General features: G+C 38.8%; 14 protein-coding genes. 8 read left to right on the top strand and 6 right to left on the bottom strand.

Annotated elements, in window-relative coordinates; all coding sequences use genetic code 11:
• Nucleotides 1-308 precede the first annotated feature (308 nt).
• Entirely contained in the window at nt 309-2525 is a 2217-nt protein-coding gene (locus BR30_RS0106355) for a glycerophosphodiester phosphodiesterase family protein (RefSeq protein ID WP_026564285.1), read from the bottom strand.
• 236 nt (nt 2526-2761) lie between these two features.
• Nucleotides 2762-3955 (bottom strand): MFS transporter, encoded by a 1194-nt coding sequence (locus BR30_RS0106350; protein WP_051633488.1) that lies wholly within the window; start codon nt 3953-3955, stop codon nt 2762-2764.
• 167 nt (nt 3956-4122) lie between these two features.
• Here BR30_RS0106350 and BR30_RS32785 point away from each other — a divergent pair, with 167 nt between their 5' ends.
• The 3 genes from BR30_RS32785 to BR30_RS0106330 all read left to right on the top strand — a co-directional run bounded on the left by BR30_RS32785 (nt 4123) and on the right by BR30_RS0106330 (nt 6369).
• Nucleotides 4123-4425, top strand: a complete 303-nt coding sequence (locus tag BR30_RS32785; RefSeq protein ID WP_051633487.1) for a hypothetical protein — start codon at nt 4123-4125, stop codon at nt 4423-4425.
• A gap of 217 nt (nt 4426-4642) precedes the next feature.
• A complete protein-coding gene (locus tag BR30_RS0106340) occupies nt 4643-5734 on the top strand; it encodes a low temperature requirement protein A (protein ID WP_026564283.1) in 1092 nt (363 codons plus the stop codon).
• A 410-nt stretch (nt 5735-6144) separates the two neighbouring features.
• Nucleotides 6145-6369 carry a hypothetical protein gene (locus BR30_RS0106330; RefSeq protein WP_026564282.1) on the top strand — a complete coding sequence of 75 codons (225 nt, stop codon included), beginning with the start codon at nt 6145-6147 and terminating at the stop codon, nt 6367-6369.
• 104 nt (nt 6370-6473) lie between these two features.
• On the opposite strand, the gene BR30_RS0106325 is transcribed toward BR30_RS0106330, so the two are convergent.
• The 3 genes from BR30_RS0106325 to BR30_RS32780 all read right to left on the bottom strand — a co-directional run bounded on the left by BR30_RS0106325 (nt 6474) and on the right by BR30_RS32780 (nt 9261).
• Entirely contained in the window at nt 6474-7997 is a 1524-nt protein-coding gene (locus tag BR30_RS0106325; protein WP_026564281.1) for a glycine betaine uptake BCCT transporter, read from the bottom strand.
• 33 nt (nt 7998-8030) lie between these two features.
• Nucleotides 8031-8696, bottom strand: coding sequence for a hypothetical protein (locus BR30_RS0106320; protein WP_026564280.1), 666 nt, complete (start codon nt 8694-8696; stop codon nt 8031-8033).
• 304 nt (nt 8697-9000) lie between these two features.
• Nucleotides 9001-9261 carry a LytTR family transcriptional regulator DNA-binding domain-containing protein gene (locus BR30_RS32780; protein ID WP_231507637.1) on the bottom strand — a complete coding sequence of 87 codons (261 nt, stop codon included), beginning with the start codon at nt 9259-9261 and terminating at the stop codon, nt 9001-9003.
• Nucleotides 9262-9746: 485 nt separating this feature from the next.
• Here BR30_RS32780 and BR30_RS0106310 point away from each other — a divergent pair, with 485 nt between their 5' ends.
• The 4 genes from BR30_RS0106310 (at nt 9747) to BR30_RS0106295 (ending at nt 13728) form a co-directional block, all read left to right on the top strand.
• Complete coding sequence (locus tag BR30_RS0106310) at nt 9747-10385, top strand: AmiS/UreI family transporter (RefSeq protein WP_026564279.1); 639 nt, start codon at nt 9747-9749, stop codon at nt 10383-10385.
• Nucleotide 10386: 1 nt separating this feature from the next.
• Nucleotides 10387-11562, top strand: coding sequence for a NupC/NupG family nucleoside CNT transporter (locus tag BR30_RS0106305; protein WP_026564278.1), 1176 nt, complete (start codon nt 10387-10389; stop codon nt 11560-11562).
• 210 nt (nt 11563-11772) lie between these two features.
• Nucleotides 11773-12552 carry a YhfC family intramembrane metalloprotease gene (locus tag BR30_RS0106300; protein WP_035445107.1) on the top strand — a complete coding sequence of 260 codons (780 nt, stop codon included), beginning with the start codon at nt 11773-11775 and terminating at the stop codon, nt 12550-12552.
• A gap of 465 nt (nt 12553-13017) precedes the next feature.
• Nucleotides 13018-13728 (top strand): hypothetical protein, encoded by a 711-nt coding sequence (locus BR30_RS0106295; protein WP_026564276.1) that lies wholly within the window; start codon nt 13018-13020, stop codon nt 13726-13728.
• A gap of 520 nt (nt 13729-14248) precedes the next feature.
• Here the strand turns inward: BR30_RS0106295 and BR30_RS32775 are convergent.
• Complete coding sequence (locus BR30_RS32775; RefSeq protein ID WP_081825367.1) at nt 14249-17941, bottom strand: polysaccharide deacetylase family protein; 3693 nt, start codon at nt 17939-17941, stop codon at nt 14249-14251.
• 438 nt (nt 17942-18379) lie between these two features.
• Here BR30_RS32775 and BR30_RS0106285 point away from each other — a divergent pair, with 438 nt between their 5' ends.
• A complete protein-coding gene (locus tag BR30_RS0106285; RefSeq protein ID WP_026564275.1) occupies nt 18380-18856 on the top strand; it encodes a hypothetical protein in 477 nt (158 codons plus the stop codon).
• The last annotated feature ends 23 nt before the right edge of the window (nt 18857-18879 follow it).

Below are 18879 nucleotides of genomic sequence, written 5' to 3'. Positions count from 1 at the left end.
TTACAAGAGAATTTTTTAATAATTTATAAAATTCGAATTAACGGACTATTATTTGATAGAATATCCAACGCCAATGAGTATGAGGAAAAGGAACCAAGGAGTAAAAAAATCATAGAAGAAGTTTATGAGTTACACAGAGATAATGAGTTTTTGGTTTTACAAAAAAGGTTGGTTATTTAAAAAGTAAAGACCGATTAAGAATGCCTGATTATTCATACAAAGCGACAAAAAGGACCGGGCGTGGCCCGATCCTTTTATGAGTTTGATACAACCAGGGAGACCAGTCTCCTGGTTATCGATTAGTTTTTTTAATCTTCAAGCTGGAAAGTTTGGCTGAAATGGACCTTACCGTTTTCATCGCGTATTTCGACGCCTGCTTGATTTTTGGCCGGATCTACATGGAACACACCGAAGTTGAAGAAGTTACCTTCCGCATACAAGCGTTCAGGGCCGAAGGTAGGATCCAATGTGCCAGGCTGGATTTTCACTGCTCCGATTGGACCGCTGATTAATTCGTGATAATCTGTTTTGCCGTCCTGATTTGCATCATATTTGATGACCTCGGCAAAATGGACATCGGTTGTAACAAAATAAACGTTTTTGATTCCTTTTTCAATAATAAAATCAGAGATCTTTTTGAACTCGTTCTCATATCCTGTTACATCATTAGGGTTAACTTGATTTCCATTTGCCCATCCATCCCTGGCAGTTGCCTTTCCGGTTGGAACGGAGATTGGCACTGAAGTCGCTACAAATTTCACCTTGGCATCTGATTCGAGAAGCTGTTGTTCCAGCCATTTTACTTGTTCTTCGCCGAGCATTGTTTTATCAGGCCCATCTGCCATGGTGTTTGGAGAGCGGTAGCCACGGTTGTTAAGAATGATCATATCCATGGCATTACCCCAAGAATACTTGTGATAAAGTTTGTCCGCTGAACTGCGTTCACTGGAAATTGGCCAATAATCCTTAAACGCACGCAACCCATTTGACGTCAACGGCTGGGAAGGACCTGAAAAGTCATTGGTCACTTCATGATCATCCCATATAGCAAACGTTCCTGTTTTCTGTAAAAGGCCGCGTAATCCCGGATCTGTTCGGTTCTCCTTATATTTTGCCCAGAAATCCTGAACGGTTTGAGAAGGAGGGTTAGGCACAGCCGGTGTCTTATTATCAGCATAAATGGTGTCCCCGCTGAACAGGAAGAAGTCCGGATCTAAAGATGACATCGCTTTGAAAGATTTAAACGGCGGAATTTCTCCTTGGCCGCCAGTATCTCCGCCCCATACCACTGTCATTGGTTTTAAGCTGTTTTCCTCTGGTGCGGTTTTAAATGAACCGTTCACAGAATACTTGCTGGAAACCGCATGTGCCCGGTAATAATATTTCGTATCAGCCTTTAATCCGGTGACCTCTACATTTACTGTATAATCATCTTCTACATCAGCATGGCCTGTTTTGACGATCGTATTATCTTTAAAACTGCTGTCAGTAGATAATTCAAATTTAACATTAGCTTTTCCGTTTGTACGTGCCCATAAAATCGCTGAAGAATCGGTTACATCTCCGCTGGCCACTCCATGTGAAATAAACGGCCTGTCCAATAAATCATCCAACAGGTCAGGATTGTTTGTGAACTCTCCGTCTACACCAAGAGAGAGCAAGGATACCATATCATCCTGAGAATTTACGGTCCAAGGATGGACGAGAAACTGGTTTTGATGAGCGGCTTCCATAAGCTTCGGAACAACAAGCTCCTTACTAGGGCCTACACCAGAAGCATAGTCAGAGATTCGCTTGAATTCTTGATATACATCCTTACCTGCAAGCATACCTCCTGAATAAAGCTGAATCAGCTTTACATTAGGTGCAAGAGTCTTCAACTTACGAAGGCTTTCCTCGCTAAATGATTCAAGAAATAGCTTTTTGTCATCCAAGACATTGGTTTTTTTCAAGATTTCAATTACTTTCTCTTCCATTCCTGGATATACGCTTGGTGCTTTTGTTTCCATATAAAGGCCGACTTTGCCATTTCCATGTTTTTTGACAAATTCAATGGCTTCCTCGAGCGTCGGTACATGCTGTCCAATGTATTCTGTTTTTGCCTTATCCGGATAAGCTTTGTTAAACCATGAACCTGCATCGAGACGGCTGATTTCTTCGAGAGTAAAATCCTTTACCCGCCAAGGTGCACGGTCCGGATAAAGTTCCTTTGCATTCGTTGTTCGTGCGAGCGTTTCATCATGCAAAGCGATCAATTGGCCATCCTTGGTCATTTGTAAATCGAATTCCACATAATCAGCCTTCATTGTCATAGCCTGCTTATAGGCTGTCAGTGTATGTTCCGGGCCGTAGGCAGAGGCACCGCGATGTGCGATTACGGCTACATCAGAGGTAAGAGGACGTAAGGTTGTTTGTCCATTGTCAGTAGCTGATGTTTCAATAGGGTGGGCTAAAACAGCATAAGGTGCACCTGAAGTTACCGCAAGAGACAGACAAGCTAATCCAGCAATCAAACTCTTTTTCATTCTCCATTCATCTCCTATAAGATTATGTATTTCAATTTAAAAGTATAGGAGAATTGTAAAGTCGTAATTAATAGAGTATTAATCTTCAGTAAAGCACACTAAAACAGTACCTTTTTCATAGAATGACCTATTGAAATTAGAACTATTTTTACAGGGAAAATTACCCATAATCCAGCAGAAGACTCTTTAAAAAACTGTTACTCTTTTAAAAAAGCAATATGGAAGCCTGTTCCGATTTATTCTTTTGTCCGATGTGTGGCCCAGATGATGAGTGCGATGAGGATCATTACGCCCCCAGTTAAACAAACTCCCTGCCATTTCCACCAGTTCCAAGCATAGCCTCCAAGGCTTGAACCGAGGGAACCGCCGAGAAAATAACTAACCATGTACACGGTATTTAACCGACTCCGTGCCTCCGGAATTAAACTATAGATTCTTGTTTGGTTGGAGACTTGGGCTCCTTGAACACCTAAGTCTAAGAGAACTACACCAACGATCAAGGCCCATAAGAATGTTCCAAAAAAACCGAAGAATAAATAAGATAATAGGCTAATCCCAATTAACAGACCCACCATTGCCTTGGCGTTGAATCGGTCTGCCAAACGGCCGACGATAGGTGCACCCGTTACTCCTACGATGCCTACTAAGCCAAATAATCCTGCCACTTCACTGCCATAATGATATGGTTCTCCTTCGAGAAAAAACGAAAGGGACGTCCAAAATAAACTAAAACAGCCAAACAGCATCGCACCGATTAATGAGGCTTCTCTTAAAATCGGCTCGGTCATAATTAATTGCCAGATTGATTTATAGAGATCCGGAAAGGATAAACGGGACTCAGGGTAGCTCTTCGGAAGAAATGTTCGCAAAATGACCGCTAATGCCAGCATCATCGCGGCAGCGAGCCAGTACATGGTACGCCAGCCGAGGATTCCGCCAATGAGTCCTGAGACGGTTCTTGCTAATAAAATGCCAATGAATAACCCGCTCATGATAGAGCCAATCACTTTGCCTCGTTCCATGGGAGCGGCCAGTTGGGCTGCGAGGGGAAGGATGATTTGCGGTGCTACCGTTGTCACTCCCACAGCCAAACTTGCGATGTTCATCCAGAGGAGATCTTGGGCCGTGGCAACCCCAATAAGGGAAATCGTTACGGCGATCAATAAAATCGTAATCAACTTCCGGCGCTCCTTCATGTCGCCCATTGGAACAAAAATAAACATCCCCACAGCATAGCCAATTTGGGTGAACATTGCGATATTGCTGATTTGATGAACGGTAGCATGAAAGGTTCGACCCATGTCGGCAGGGAGCGGTTGATTGTAGTAAAGATTTGCAACCGCCATCCCACAGGCAATCGACATTAATAAGATTAACTTTTTAGACAGGGCGGCATCTGTCCTCGCGATGTCATTAGTCGTGGTAACCAATCCACAATTCCCCCTTTCAATAACACCCGGAGTTTAATGATTCTACAAAAAGAATGAAAAACCTTCCAAGGATGCAAGCTGTTCCGTATAAATATTTACTTTCGATCATTAGAGTACTATTATTTAATTGCTATACGAATTCTTCTTCATGACAAGGAGTAGTGGGAATGTTGATAGCTGATTTTATAGTTGATTTAATTGGTGATTTGATTGGCGGTCTAATAGAGGCAGTGATTCCTACTCCGAAGTCAAAGCTTGAAAAAAACATCAATGAATTAAAGGAAGAAGAATGGTTTGCCGATTTGGATAAAGATGTTCGATACAATTACATCATTTGGCACAACAACAAAGTAAAACGTTTTTTGAAAAAGCCTGAAAATGTTAAGATTCTTAAAAGTAGTGAATGGGAGAGGGAAAAATTTATTCAGTTGGTGATTAAGGAGCATAAACGATTTGTGGGGATACGTTGAATTTAATTTCATGCTGTTATACATAGCTCCGAACCTATAAAAGTTAGGGGCTATTTTTATAATGGAAGGGCCTCTTTTAATTTTTAAGAGGAAATAATTAAATCTCATTGAATTTATAAATATGATCGTCTTTATTCGTTACAATGCCAATAGGATATGAAGAACATAGATTTTTTTGAGAAATTTAAATCTATTATGGGACAGGAAGGAGTACAACATGGAAGAAAAGAAGGTTACGTGGTTAGAGCTTTTTTATGATTTGTTATTTGTGGCGGCTGTTGCGGCTGCAACCCATGTTTTACTCCATGTTGAAGATGGGTATATCCATACGGAGTTTTTATTTAAGTTTGTGTTAATTTTTATTCCTATCTGGTGGGCTTGGGTAGGGCAAACCTTGTTTGTAAACCGGTTTGGACAAGATTTATTTCATCAGAGACTATTTTTGATTGTACAGATGTTCTTTGTCCTAATTATGACATCAAGCTTATCAGTTGATTTTGATCAATATTATCTTTCTTTTTTAATTGGTTATATTGGCTTAAGAGCAGTGACAGCGACCCAATATCTTATTGTCCAGCGTATAGAAGAGGGATTTCGAAAAATAGCAGCCCGATATTTGGGAAGGTATTTTTGGATTGGAATCATTATATCACTACTCTCTCTCCTTTTTGATTCTTGGCTTCGTTATGCTGTGTTATATGCGGGTATCATTATCGATATGATGGTTCCAATATCTGGACGAAAGTATTTAGTTAAGGTACCCACAAATACGGCCCACTTATTAGAGCGATTTGGTCTTTTTACCATTATTCTTTTTGGTGAAGCACTTGTCAGCACCCTTGCGGTAATTCAACCTAAACAAGGAAATTGGAATTCAATAGGCTTTTCGGCCATATCATTTATCCTAATAATATCGATGTGGTGGCAGTATTTCGATAATGTGGAGAAGAAAGTTGACAAATCGTTACAAACGATCGGACAAACCATTATTTACGGTCACCTGTTTATTTTAATGTCTTTGAGCATGATTGCAGCATCGATTAGACTATTGTTTTTACATGAAGTTCATTATTCATTTATTCTGTATTTCGTTTTTTGCTCTGTTTTGCTCTATTTCTTGTCAACTACTTTTGTTTTCCACCAATATAGACATAAGCACCACAGATTGAAAATTTATCATTTAGGGTTATTTTTGGGGATTTTAGTAGTCTTTTTTATTATTAATTTAATAGTAGTAGTTCCAAATATTGTGGTCATAGGGGAATTAGCCCTGTTCTTTGTCATCTATGCCAAATTAACAACCACTTAAATTAATTAATTTTATTAATAAAAAATAGCTAGCTAAAATAGATAAGGCTGAACCATATACCATTTATATATGTATATGGTTCAGCCTTTCATCATCAATATGCCTCCTCGGGAGTGAAATGGCCAATGCCCTTTAATTCATAATCAAAAAATTTCAGAATTAGGTCATTTTCAGTTTCAATAGCGTAATATGGATCAATGTCTGCTTTTCCGCCTTGCAGAATATTTGCAAGAATAGGGGAAAACAGCAAGAGGATCCGCTCTTATCGGTTGGGGGATCATGTTAAGCACCCGATCAGATATATAAACGGAAAAATTCCGCTTAATTAGTAAATATCATTAAAAATAGCTAAAATAGACGGAGAAATTCCGCCTATTTACTCGAAAAATGTGAAAATGGGGGATTTTGCTTTGCATAAGCGGAAAAACTCCCTTTATTTATCCCGAAACGAGCTCCATTCTGCATTTAACCGGAAAAATTCCGCTTATTTTACTTTCGCTGGTTACTTAATTAAGGACAAGAATTCTTATTTAAAAGGAAGTGAGATGGGACGGGTTTTTGAATATTTGAAGGTTGCTTTGATTTTAGCAAAAGACCTCATTTTGATGCATTACGTTGAACCATATCATAAGTAAAAGGGATTAACTATTTTAAACAATTACTTTCGTTCTTTAGGTAATAATGTTACACAAAAACCTTCCAAATCAATGACACAATCAGGAAGGTTTTTTATTAATCATTAATAATGTTGCGTGTTTCTCTTATTGCCTCTTTGTAATTCAGCTTCATTTTTTAAGCCTGTTAGCAATGAGTAGCACATGGCGAGCATGATAAAGGCAAATGGGAGTGCGGCTGCGATGGAAGCAGTCTGCAATACCTCCAAACCACCGGCGATCAGCAAAACAGCAGATAAAGCAGATTGGATGACACCCCATGTCATCTTTATTTTGTTAGAAGGATTAAACGTTCCGCCTTCACTTAGCATTCCTAATACAAAGGTGGCGGTATCGGCAACAGTTATATAATAAATAGCTACCACGGCAAAACCTAAAATGCTTAACAAGGTGCTTAATGGAAGGTGGTCGAAGAATATAAATATAGACAAGTTTATATTTTCGGCGATATGTTTTGCTAAATCACGGTTTCCGGGAACCTGAACAAGGTCAAGTGCTGAGCCGCCAAACACGGACATCCAAAGACAGGTTCCAAGTGTGGGAACAATCAATACACCAACCACAAACTCCTTTATTGTCCTCCCTCTTGAAACCCGAGCAATGAACATGCCGACGAATGGCGCCCAGGCAATCCACCAAGCCCAGTAAAACAAGGTCCATGAAGCAATCCATTTCTCACCCTTTCCAAAAGGGCTTAACCGTAAACTCATATGTAAAAAGTCACTTAAATACAGTCCCATTGTATTGAAAAACACTTTAATAACGGTTAACGCCGGACCGACAATCATAATTAGTACAAGGATTGCCACTGAAAAAATGATTGCTGCATTGGATAAGTACTTTATTCCTCTTTCCAGCCCTGTATTAAGAGAAATAATAAAAAGTATTGTTGCAACTAAAATGACAATCAGCTGGATAAATAGCGTATTAGGAATGCCAAAAATGTCATGCATACCTGCAGTAACCTGCATGGCCCCAAGCCCCAAAGAGGTGGCAATACCAAAGACTGTTGCAAAGATGGACAGGATATCGATTGTTTTGCCAATTGGCCCATGAATCCTGTCGCCCAAAATGGGATAAAACGCTGAACTGATAGATGCAGGAAGCCGTTTATTATATTGAAAAAAAGCAAGGGCTAACCCAATAACAGTGTAGATTGCCCATGGGTGCAGGCCCCAATGGAAAAACGTGTATTTCATTGCGGTGTTGGCTGCATCAATGGTATAAGCTTTTCCGTACGGAGGGGCTGTATAATGGGTTACCGGTTCGGCGACGCTCCAGTACACAATCCCGACACCCATACCAGCACCAAACAGCATGGCCAGCCAGGAAGCAGTAGAGAAATCAGGAGTGTCATTCTTCCTGCCGAGTCGGATATTTCCGTATTTTGAGAACAATAAGTATATCGAAAAAAAGACGAAAAATAGAGTAGTACCGAGATAAACCCAACCAAGGTAATCAATGGAGCCATTATAAACGGCGTTGGTGACTTTGGTAAGATTGTTTGTAAAAAAAACGCCCCAGACAATAAATATGAGGGTCAGTAATAGAGAGATAATAAATACACTATTTTCTTTAATTTTATCCATGGAAACCTCCTGGGTACTAGAAAAATACTAATGCTAGTTATTAAACGGATTGTATTGAAATTCCCACTTATCCGTATCCATCAACTCTTCATGCGGCACCTCTAATTCGCCTCCAAGATAAATAGTTTGTCCTTTAATGGCAACTACCATCGCTTCTATTAACACATCACTATCTTTCTTTTTAAAAATGTCTCCCAACTGCGTGGATAACTCGCCGTACGGATGAACAATTTGCGGCCCATCATCATCAAGGTTTTCTTCCATATTTATCATGTCTTTATAATCGATAGGATGACTGTCAGGAGCACGGCCAGGTACCATCAATAAATATTCGGTATGCTTGATACCATCCAAATCGCTTGTAATGACCCCTTTTTTATCAACCGTTTCAACCACTTCAATTTCATTTAAGGAATAGTGATCCAGGGTATCGGGGGCCGGATTGTTAATGAAAATCAAATCTCCCGCTACTGGTTTTTGATTATTCCTAAGCGTATATACCTTATGATTATAAATAAAGCTGTCATTTTCCCTTGGAATGTATTTTTCCACACTCGCTGCATTTGTTATATGCTGAGTTAAATCCCTCAACTTAATAAGATGAATAGAGAGTTTATACATTGGTTTTACTCCATACACCTTGTGTAACTCATTGTTATAGTAAACAAATTGGCCTTTTCTGACTTGATACAGTTTCACAACTTAATCTCCCTTCAATCTTAGGTGGAGTAGTATTCATAACAATCTGGAATTTAGATACATCGCTGTCATCTTTAGGATGTCTTTTTTTCTAGAAAATCATGATGTTTAAATAGAAGGATTTTTCCAGTATAGGTAAAAATAGAAAAGGCTGAATGATATACAGTTTTTATATGTATATCTCAGCCTTTAATCGAATTATTTATTTGTTTGTGGTAGTCGAAACATTAATAACGACGACAAAGTGCAAGTTATGGCAGGACCTTTGTTCAATACCTATGTCTTTTTTTCAACTAGATAAAAATCAATATGTCTCTTCTAAAGTGAACTTGCTGACGCCCTTTATATCCTTGCAGTAACTAAAAACCTTTCCGTCAACTGCCTCGAAATAATAAATATCACTAAGATTAATACGGTGAACTCTATCATTTTGGTATCCTAGTACAATCAGGTCCCCGATTTTCAACTTGTTTACGATTTCGTGTATTTCATCATCTACCTCATGGCACCTAATGAGGATTTCTTCTGCTAGTTCTTTGTTTATTTCTTCGATTGAAATTTTCATTTGATCACCTACGAAAATTCAAATTATTTTAGGATAAATCTGATCTAGGTCCTTCTTACTACATTATTTTAACACCTTTATTTACCATCTTCTTTTACATTTTATCAGATTACTTTGAAATCAACCTTCAAAATCACATGAAGTGACTGAACTTCCTTCTCATTTAAACTAAGTAAACCGACGTTTATTTTTTTACATTTTTCCAAATTGTTTTTTACAAAGTTTCAATTTTTAGAATTAATTCGCAAAAATTATAGGGAATATATAATATTGGGCATTTTTAAGAAAAATGGAAAATAATAAATTTACATTTTGTTCAATTATGTTTTAACATTTGTTCAGGATGTATGTTATATTAGAAAAGTAATTTTAGATTAATGAAAGCGCTCACGGAGAATCAGTCGTTTTAGAAAACGAGAGAAGAAAATGCAGTGATTAGATTAAGGAGGGGAATGTTGTGAAAAATACTTTTCACAGCAATTTATATGAGTAATGTTGGTTTATTTCTATCAGGTGCAGTTTTATTCCTAAACAGTCTGATGCTATTAGGAAAAGCAGATGGAAAAAGTGTGGGTATCTTTAATATTTTTGTAGGAACCCTTCAAATAATTATCCCATGTTATTTAATCGTTATTTCGGGCCAAGACCATTGGGACCTTTATAATTATGCATCTATTTTCTTATTTGGGTTAACTTATTTATATGTGGGTTCCACCTTATGGAAGGGGCTTGATGGGAGCGGGCTTGGTTGGTTTAGTCTATGGGTTGCTATTATTGGGGTGATTTATACCTTAACATCGATTATTCACTTTCATAATGTGGTCAATGCACTAACATGGGCCATGTGGGCATTCTTATGGTTTCTGTTCTTTTTATCAAATGCTCTTCATAAGAAAATTGACCATTATATTGGATTGGTTGCATTTGTTCAGTCATGGGTAACGTTGACTATACCAGCGCTTCTTTATTTTTTAGGTGTCTGGAATGAACCAATTGTTAATCAAATCTGGACCTATGTGTTAATTCTAGCTATCGTCTATTTTATTATAAGTTTTTTCAGCGTAAAGCTTTCATATAAAAAAGAGACAAGTTTTCAAGTAATCAATGCTTTGGAGGTAAAATAATATGTCAATTTTAATCGGGATTGTTGGAATCCTTGCTCTAATAGTTATTGCATGGTTAATGTCAAACGATAAGAAAAACATTAACTTTCGTGCAGTTGGTATCATGGCAGTCGTTCAGTTGTTAATCGCTTGGTTTATGCTTAATACTTCAATCGGTCAAAAAGTACTGCACAAGATCGTAGATGGCTTTAACAAAGTTCTTTCTTTCGGGAATGACGGGATTTCATTCGTATTCGGTGACCTTGCAGGAAAGAATTTATTCTTTGTAAATGTTCTAATGATGATTGTATTCGTAACAGCTATTCTCGGTATCTTAACTTATTCAAGAATATTGCCATTGGCTATTAAATACATTGGCGGTGCGGTAAGTAAAATAACAGGTCTTCCAAAAGTGGAATCATTTGTTGCGGTGAATTCTATGGTATTTGGTGATACGTCTGCTATCCTTTCTGTTAAGTCATTCATACCTAATCTTTCTGGAAACCGCTTGTTTGTTGTTGTTACTTCTTCTCTTGTTGCGGTAAGTTGTTCAATCCTAGGTGCTTACATGCAAATGATTCCACCGGAGTATGTATTGGTTGCGTTACCAATTAACGTATTCTCTGGACTTATCCTATCAACAATCGTATGTCCTGTTCGTAAAGAAGAAGATGAAGTAATCGATATTAAGGGAATGATTCCTGAGAAATCTCTTTTCGAAGCAATCGGCAACTGGACATTGCTTGGCGGGAAGACGGCCTTAATCGTAGGCGCTATGCTTATCACTTATGTAGGATTGATCGCGGCTGTTAACTGGATTTTCACTTCCATCTTCGGTATTTCTTTTACTGGCGTACTTGGATATGTATTCGCTCCCATCGCTTGGATTATGGGTATTCCTTCAAATGAGATTGTTAGAGCTGGCTCAGTCATGGGTACTAAGGTAGCTGCAAACGAATTCGTTGCTATGTTAGACTTCATGAAAATGATCCCTCATATGTCTCATAAGACGGTAGGTATCGTATCATCATTCTTAGTATCCTTCGCTAATTTCTCTTCGATTGGAATTATCTTAGGAACTGTACAGGCTATCAATAATGAAAAAGCAAGTGAATTAGCTAAGGTTGGTTTAAAGGTTTTATTAGTAGCAACAATGGGATCAGTCTTAACTGGAACTATTGTAGGGTTGTTCCTATAATCATTTCATTAGGATTGTTCAAATCCTCTTTATTACTTTATTTCCTTAATGGAAACAAACGTGATAAAGGGGATTTTTTGTGTTAATAAATAAATTATTACTAAAGGAGATTTTTTTGAAAAACCATTGACAGTAATTTACATTCAAATTATTATCATTATTAAGAATGATAATAATTAACTTAACGGATACAAAAAAGGGGAGATTGGAATGGTAAGTACGGCAACGATTATTTCGATGTTTGTTCCGATTGTGGTTTCAATTAGTTTATTTGTAGGATTGATTTTGGTATATCGAAAGAAAACGGGAATTGCTGTAAAGCCGGTGGTCATTGGCGCTATTGGGTTTGTTGTCATAACACAGATTTTAGAAAAAATATTGCACGTAGTTGTCATCACAAACTTTCCGAATTATGCAGACCACCCCTGGTTATTTGGATTATACGGCGGCATGGCAGCAGGCTTATTTGAAGAGCTGGGACGGTTTCTATTATTTATTTGGCTCCTGAAAAAATTCCATGATTACAAAGGAGGAATCTCGTTTGGAATCGGCTGGGGCGGTATTGAAGCGGTTTTGTTGGTGCTGATGACGGTTGTGCCAAACATGATCTTCGCTTTTATGATTAATTCGGGAACATTTGAGTCATCCTTAGCAGGGAGTATTCCAGCTGATCAGTTGGCAGGGATGAAAGAATCACTATTAAATCAAGGGGTTTCCTTTTATTTATTAGGCAGTTTGGAGCGGTTTTTTGCTGTATTCCTGCAAATCGCTTTTAGTTTATTGGTATTACTAGCAGTCGTGAAAAAGAAATTTTCCTATGTAATCTATGCGATCCTCGTTCACGCGGCGATTGACTTCCCACTCGTATTCTTCCAAACAGGACATCTTAAAAACTTATGGGTCATTGAATTATATATGGCAATCATCGGGCTATTATCATTTGTCTTTATTAAAAAGGGGCGGGATATGCTACCTAATGCGACGAGATAGTTTGATAGATAGAGTTATTTTACAAAAGTAAAGGGAATTGGACTCAACCAATTCCCATAATTGTGCACGGAATCCTGGAAAAAAGGAGCTAGTGGTAACAAATAGAAGCTAATTGTGCCCGTGAGCCAGAAAAAAAGGAGCCGATGGTAACAAATAGAAGCTAATTGTGCCCTGAGCCCGGAAAAAAGGAGTCGATGGTAACAAATAGAAGTTAATTGTGCCCGTGAACCCGGAAAAAAGGAGTCGATGGTAACGAATAGAAGTTATTTCGCCCGTGAGCTCGGAAAAAGAGAGTCCGAGGTATCAATTACTAGTGAACAACTTTATTTCTCCTTCGAAAAAGTTAGTTTTTTATAAAAAGCCATTTTAATAGACTCCAAAAATTCAGGCTACCCCCATAATACTTCCTGGTAGGTTCGTATTATATTGATATGAACTCACACAAAAAAGCAAGAGGGGTATAGCATGAAAAAAATGACCAAGGGTGCCTTTGCCATGGTATTAGCGGGAGCTGTTACGTTTTCTGTCGCCAACGCTTTGTTGGCTGAACAACCTCTTAAACGTTTAACAAAAGAGATTGCTTTTCCGATATCTGCAGACAGGGAAAAAGCGATTGTCGTTAACCAGCCAGAAAAAAAGGACCCAACACCAACAACTAACGTGAAAGACCATGATATTGCAGCTACTCAAGTAGCTTTAAAAAATAGCCATCCGGCTACAATAGCTGTTCAAGCAAATACAAAAAAACTCAGTACAACGAATAAGGCACCAGCTGTAACACCTGTTGCAACAACGGTATCTGTAAAAAACACGAAAGCACCGACAACAACGACTACATCCACAAAGCCAAGGACTGCTACAATAAGTACAACAACCAAGCCGAGAACTAATACAACAAGTGCAAGCACAAAGCCTGCCACAACAACGAAACCAGCGACAAGCACAAAGCCTGCCACAACAACGAAACCAGTAACAAGCACAAAACCTGTAACAACAACAAAACCAGTGACAAGCACAAAACCAACAACACCAACGACTTCAGCTGCGAAGCCAAGTTCTAAGCCAACTACTGCAGCCACAACAAAAACCAACCGTGGACAACAAGTTTCTCAAGCAGCAAAAGAAAGGGCAGCTAGTCGTAAGGCTACAAAAGAAAACAACGGAAATAAAATGTAATTCTTGCAAAAAGGATCACCAAAAACTGTAAAGGGTTCCGACTCAAGGTGCTTTTCTTAAAATACGTGCCGAAATGACAGCAAAGTAAAACTCGCCATTGGCGAGTTTCTTTATTAGGAATACAAAAACCTTATTTTTATAAAACCTCACCGTAATGCATCAAAATGAGGTTCTTTAGGAACTCACTCCTTTTTATATAAGATGTCTTGTTATTAATCGAGTAACAAGCAAAAGTAAAATAAGCGGAGATTTTCCGGTTATGCAAAGCAAAATCTCCCATTTTCACGTTTTTCGAGTCAATAGGCGGAATTTCTCCGTCTATTTAAGCTGATTTTAATAAAAATTTCAAATTAGGCGGAATTTTTCCGTCTACTGATCAGCTCGGGTACTTACCCTGATCCCCCAACCGATAAGTGCGGACCCACTGATCAGCAGCTTAAAGATCAATAAAACGGCACTGCAAATGTTCTTTTGTGTATAAAAAAAAGGTCCTCCCAAAAGGGGAAAGACCTGAACGAATTTACATATTTTCGTTAATCTTCACAATAGAAGTTTCCTGCGTTACATTGCCTTTGCGTTTCAGTTTACCCCAACCAACGGTTACTCCCTTGATTGCTGAGAAGATTGATTTTACCACCACATAAGTCATCAACTGTTTGTACAAGATTCGTTGTAGAAACAATGAAGCGAGCGGCTTGGGATTTTCTTTTTCCAATCGAAACGCATAGAGAGACGTACAGAAATCCAGCAAGTAAAATAGGATAAATCCAATCGCCGCTTTTTCAGGATGCGGGTTAAAAAGGGCGATAATGAACAATAGATCTGCAATAGGCGAAATGGTTTGATAAATATATTGGAACAGCCACATGTTTGGAAGGGCGACAAAACCTAATGAGTTATGTTTTTTATTGAATAAAGCCCCGCGATGTTTCCATAAGCATTGTAAGGTTCCATAAACCCAGCGGTAACGCTGTTTTGCCAGACTTTTAAGATCTTCGGGCACTTCTGTATAGGCATACGCCTTTTCTTCGAATTCAATCGTTTTTCCCTGGCGTAACAGAGTAAGCGTGATATCCGTATCCTCGGCAAGGGTATCTTCTTGAAAGTATCCGGCTTCTTCTACCGCCGTCTTTCTCCAGGCGCCGATGGCACCTGGTACAACCGTGATACAATTGAGTGCGGCAAAGGCCCTTCTCTCCAGGTTAAAGCCGGTCACATATTCGATATGCTGCCAGTTTGTCAGGAGGTTCCCCTTATTGCCGACTTTTACATTACCAGACACGGCTGCGACATTTTCATTTTTAAAATGGTTCACCAGCAATGAAATCGCATTTTCAGCGATGAGTGTATCCGCGTCAAGTGCCACCACGATTTCCCCGTCTGCTTCTTTAAACCCAAGGTTCACAGCGGAAGATTTTCCTCCGTTGGTCTTTTTAATTAATCTGACGAGTGGATGGTCTGCGTATGTCTCTTGAACAACAAACGCTGTATCATCCTTTGATCCGTCGTCGATAATCAGGATTTCAAAAGCTGGATAATCGCTCGCTAAAATCGAATCGACAGTTTTGCAAATGACTTTTTCCTCGTTATAGGCAGCAATCACGACACTGACATAAGGGGTAAAGTTAGGGTCAATCTCGGTCTCTTTATACCTTTTGACCTGCTTTCTCGAAAGGAAAACAAAAACAACTAGTCGCAAGATTCCTATCACGATAGCTGAGTAGAACAGAAAGCTTAATCCTGCGTTCCAGCCTTGGAGGACCTTGAATACTGCCTTGTCATAGACTAAATAAGGGTTGTCCTGATTAGCAGGAGGCATAACCTGACTATCACTTTTTCCAATAAGATCTGCAACGGTGGTAAAGGTGTAGCCGCGCTGTTTGAGCTCTTTAATCATCATCGGCAAGGCTTTTACCGTGTTCGAGCGGTCACCGCCAGCATCGTGCATCAAAATCACATTTCCATCTTGCAGCTGATTCAATACGCGCTTCAAAATTTCATTACTAGAAAGTCCTTGCCAATCATCCGAGTCAATTAATTCACCGACTGTTGTATACCCCATCTCCTGTGCTCGCAAGATTGGCTCCAGTTCGCTCTTTGTGTTTGGTTCCGCATCGGCTGCATACGGTGGACGGAAAAGGGTCATCGAATGGCCTGTAATTTCTTGATACAACCGCTGATTGGCATTGAGTTCCCTTTTTGTTTGATCCGATGTGATCGTTGCAATATTCGGATGGGTAAAGGTATGGTTGCCAATTTCATGTCCTTCTTCATACATCCTTTTCACTAGTTGCGGATGCTGCATCGCGTTCTCACCAAGGATAAAAAAGGTCGCTTTTATTTTGTTTTTATTTAAAATGTCCAATATTTGCGGTGTATAGGTTGGATCCGGACCGTCATCAAAGGAAAGGACGATTTCCTTTTGTTTCGGTTTTCCATACCGTTCTACCACCGTAGGATGTGGTAATTTAACATACGTTTCTGTTTGAATCAACCCTTGTCCATCCAAGTGAATCGTTCTGTTCCCATTTTCTGTTTGAGAAGCAATTTTTAAAATTTCGCCAGCACCTGTAAAGTGAACAGACTTAGGGCTGACTAAGGTTTTAAGGGCATTGGTTGGATCGTTTATTTCCTTTGGTTTATTCAGGTAATTCCAGATGGAAGGATCCTCAGAACCGAGGCGCCAAACCGCTATTCCTTTCGAACCGTGATCAATCGCTGCCTTCATTTGATTATAAAAGGTAGCACCATCTAAAAACCAAACGGTATGGTTTTTTCCATTTAATTTGTAGCGTAAATAAGGGTTGCCTGTTTGTTTATTCCAATGGATTTGGAGGTTGGTGCCAATTCCTAAATCCATAATATCGCCGAACGTCATTGTTTTAGCGGGCTGATTGGAGTTTTCTTCCCAGTCGTACCCGAAGCTTCCCAAACTTACAATCAATTTTTCGGAAGGAATATTGAGCTGCTTTAAGTTCTCTTCTACCCAATCCGTTGGTGCCACAGGTCCAGGTTTACTCATGGAGTGGTGCTGGTCATATAACATGACAATCATCCGATCGACACTCTTTGCTAAAACAGGATAGTTAAAACTATTGTTTTGCGGCGGAACATCCAGTGTGACCATAAGACCATGTTGATGAAAGGCCTCATACACTTTATTGATAAATTGCGTGAATTCATTTCTATCATTGGGCTGGATATCTTCAAAGTCAATATTGATTCCGTCAAAGTCATTTGTTCTCACATAAGCCAACATCTTATTTATAAAAAGATCTTCAGCACCGGGAGTGGTAAATAAGCGGTGAAGAACTTCACCATCCCATTTATTATTATTAAAATTATGGACTAATGGGAGGACCTTTATATTATGAGCTTTGGCCTGGTTAACAATCGCCTTGTCCGTGCTGGTTTTAAGCGTAAGGCCATGTGTAAGTTGCAGCCACCCTGGTACTAAGGTGGTAATCGAATCGATATTCTGTTTAAAAGAAGTGTGGCTGTTTTTGTCCCAATCGACGTAAAAACCATAAACTTCTTGTTTTTGATTCACTTGCCCGATCTTTTTTTGAGTAGCAAGGGAAGGCGTCGTTTTTTGAACTTGATTAGCGAGTTGTTCTGCACTGAAACTTGTATTAATTGGCTCAATCCCGCTCTTTGCTGCGCTGTTATCTAGTTGCAGTTCTGGAAACTCTGGGTTCGTATTAAGGCTTTCGATAAAAATCGTCGACACTAAAATCATTAATACGGCAAAGCCTGCACTCATTCGTTTGATAATGGACCAGCGTCTTTTGGCTGGATCAAGGAAAACATGTTCTTGATTTCGCTCTCTCTTTTTCAACCCTAAATTGTAAAACCAATGGAAGACAAAATAGCAGACAAGACCAATTAAGCCCCCTAGGACTGCCGGTGCAATTGATTGTGAAAGTTGCATTTTCGATTTTAGGGTCGAAATGAACCAGGTATCTTCTAATCTACTTAAATCCAGGATGGGTAAATGATTCATTTTAGGAATAAAAATAGGAATCAACGTTCCCAGGAATAAGGCGATGATATTCAGACGTAACAAAAGTGAAAGAACCACTAATAGCGGGATTCTTACACTATCTAGGGGCAAAAAACCTAAGAAAAAACCAAGTGTGCTTGCCACCGCTCCGGCATTACCAGTGACAGGGGCAAATAATGACCTAACCATCCACCTAAATATTCGATTCACATAGATTCCTCCTATAGGTGTAGTGTTGTTCTATATTAATCAATTGATTTTTTATATTAAAACTGTGGAAAGTTCATAGAAATCTCCCGCAGCAGGCGGTCAGATTTTTCGACAGAATTTGACCATCTTCATAGACTTAGAAAGTCATACGAAGATTTTGGGGGTAGGAAGAAAAAGTTCTTTTTCTTTTTAAATGGTAATAGAGGGGATTTTTTGGTTAGTTACCAAGATTATATTGCCAATGGAGGAATGATTTTATTTCCGCTTCTAATAACATCTTTTCCCGAGCATAGTACATATTTTTTGAACCTTATAACATATTTTCGGACTCTTATGACATTATTTGGAAAATAAATGGAAGTAAAAGGGGGTGAGTAGGTATGTTTTTTACTAAAAATGGAAATTTTATATGTATTCATACCTAAGGGAGTAAACTAAATGATCGGGATTATTATAGCAGTCATCTTATTTAACCTCATTGCATTAAAAGTAAAAAAACGTTTAACCAGAAGTGAGATGCTGCAGATTTGGTTATTTACAACGTTATTCCAACTGATGTTTGATCTATTTGTCAGTTTGAAATACCAGGGGTACTGGTACTTTTCTAAAGGTATTGATTGGCAGTCCTTGCTTGTGTATTTATGTATAGTCCCACCTGTTAATCTTATCTTTTTAAATGTCTATCCCTCAAAAAGTCCATTATGGAAACAATTATCTTTTTTCTTAGCTTGGAATGTAGGAATTGTTATCTACGAGGTTTTAACTTTATTACCAGAGCCATGGGGATATTTCCATTATGGTTGGTGGAGTTTGTATCACTCCGTCATTATCAATCCTTTTCTCCTCCTCATTTTATTAGGGTTCTATAAATTGGTTAGTAGATTGGAACATGAGGCTGTTGTTAAGCAAGTCTAGTGGAGGATAGGAGAACCGGCTCC

This window comes from Bacillus sp. UNC41MFS5 (assembly GCF_000686805.1).
This window is presented reverse-complemented; position numbering and strand designations above follow the sequence as displayed.

Bases quoted from the DNA above. Each gene is read 5' to 3' on its own strand.
- BR30_RS32785 (WP_051633487.1), top strand. From the start codon at position 4,123: ATGTTGATAGCTGATTTTATAGTTGATTTAATTGGTGATTTGATTGGC.
- BR30_RS0106300 (WP_035445107.1), top strand. From the start codon at position 11,773: ATGGTAAGTACGGCAACGATTATTTCGATGTTTGTTCCGATTGTGGTT.
- BR30_RS0106285 (WP_026564275.1), top strand. From the start codon at position 18,380: ATGATCGGGATTATTATAGCAGTCATCTTATTTAACCTCATTGCATTA.
- BR30_RS0106355 (WP_026564285.1), bottom strand. From the start codon at position 2,525: ATGAAAAAGAGTTTGATTGCTGGATTAGCTTGTCTGTCTCTTGCGGTA.
- BR30_RS0106305 (WP_026564278.1), top strand. From the start codon at position 10,387: ATGTCAATTTTAATCGGGATTGTTGGAATCCTTGCTCTAATAGTTATT.
- BR30_RS0106325 (WP_026564281.1), bottom strand. From the start codon at position 7,997: ATGGATAAAATTAAAGAAAATAGTGTATTTATTATCTCTCTATTACTG.
- BR30_RS0106295 (WP_026564276.1), top strand. From the start codon at position 13,018: ATGAAAAAAATGACCAAGGGTGCCTTTGCCATGGTATTAGCGGGAGCT.
- BR30_RS0106310 (WP_026564279.1), top strand. From the start codon at position 9,747: ATGAGTAATGTTGGTTTATTTCTATCAGGTGCAGTTTTATTCCTAAAC.
- BR30_RS32780 (WP_231507637.1), bottom strand. From the start codon at position 9,261: ATGAAAATTTCAATCGAAGAAATAAACAAAGAACTAGCAGAAGAAATC.
- BR30_RS0106340 (WP_026564283.1), top strand. From the start codon at position 4,643: ATGGAAGAAAAGAAGGTTACGTGGTTAGAGCTTTTTTATGATTTGTTA.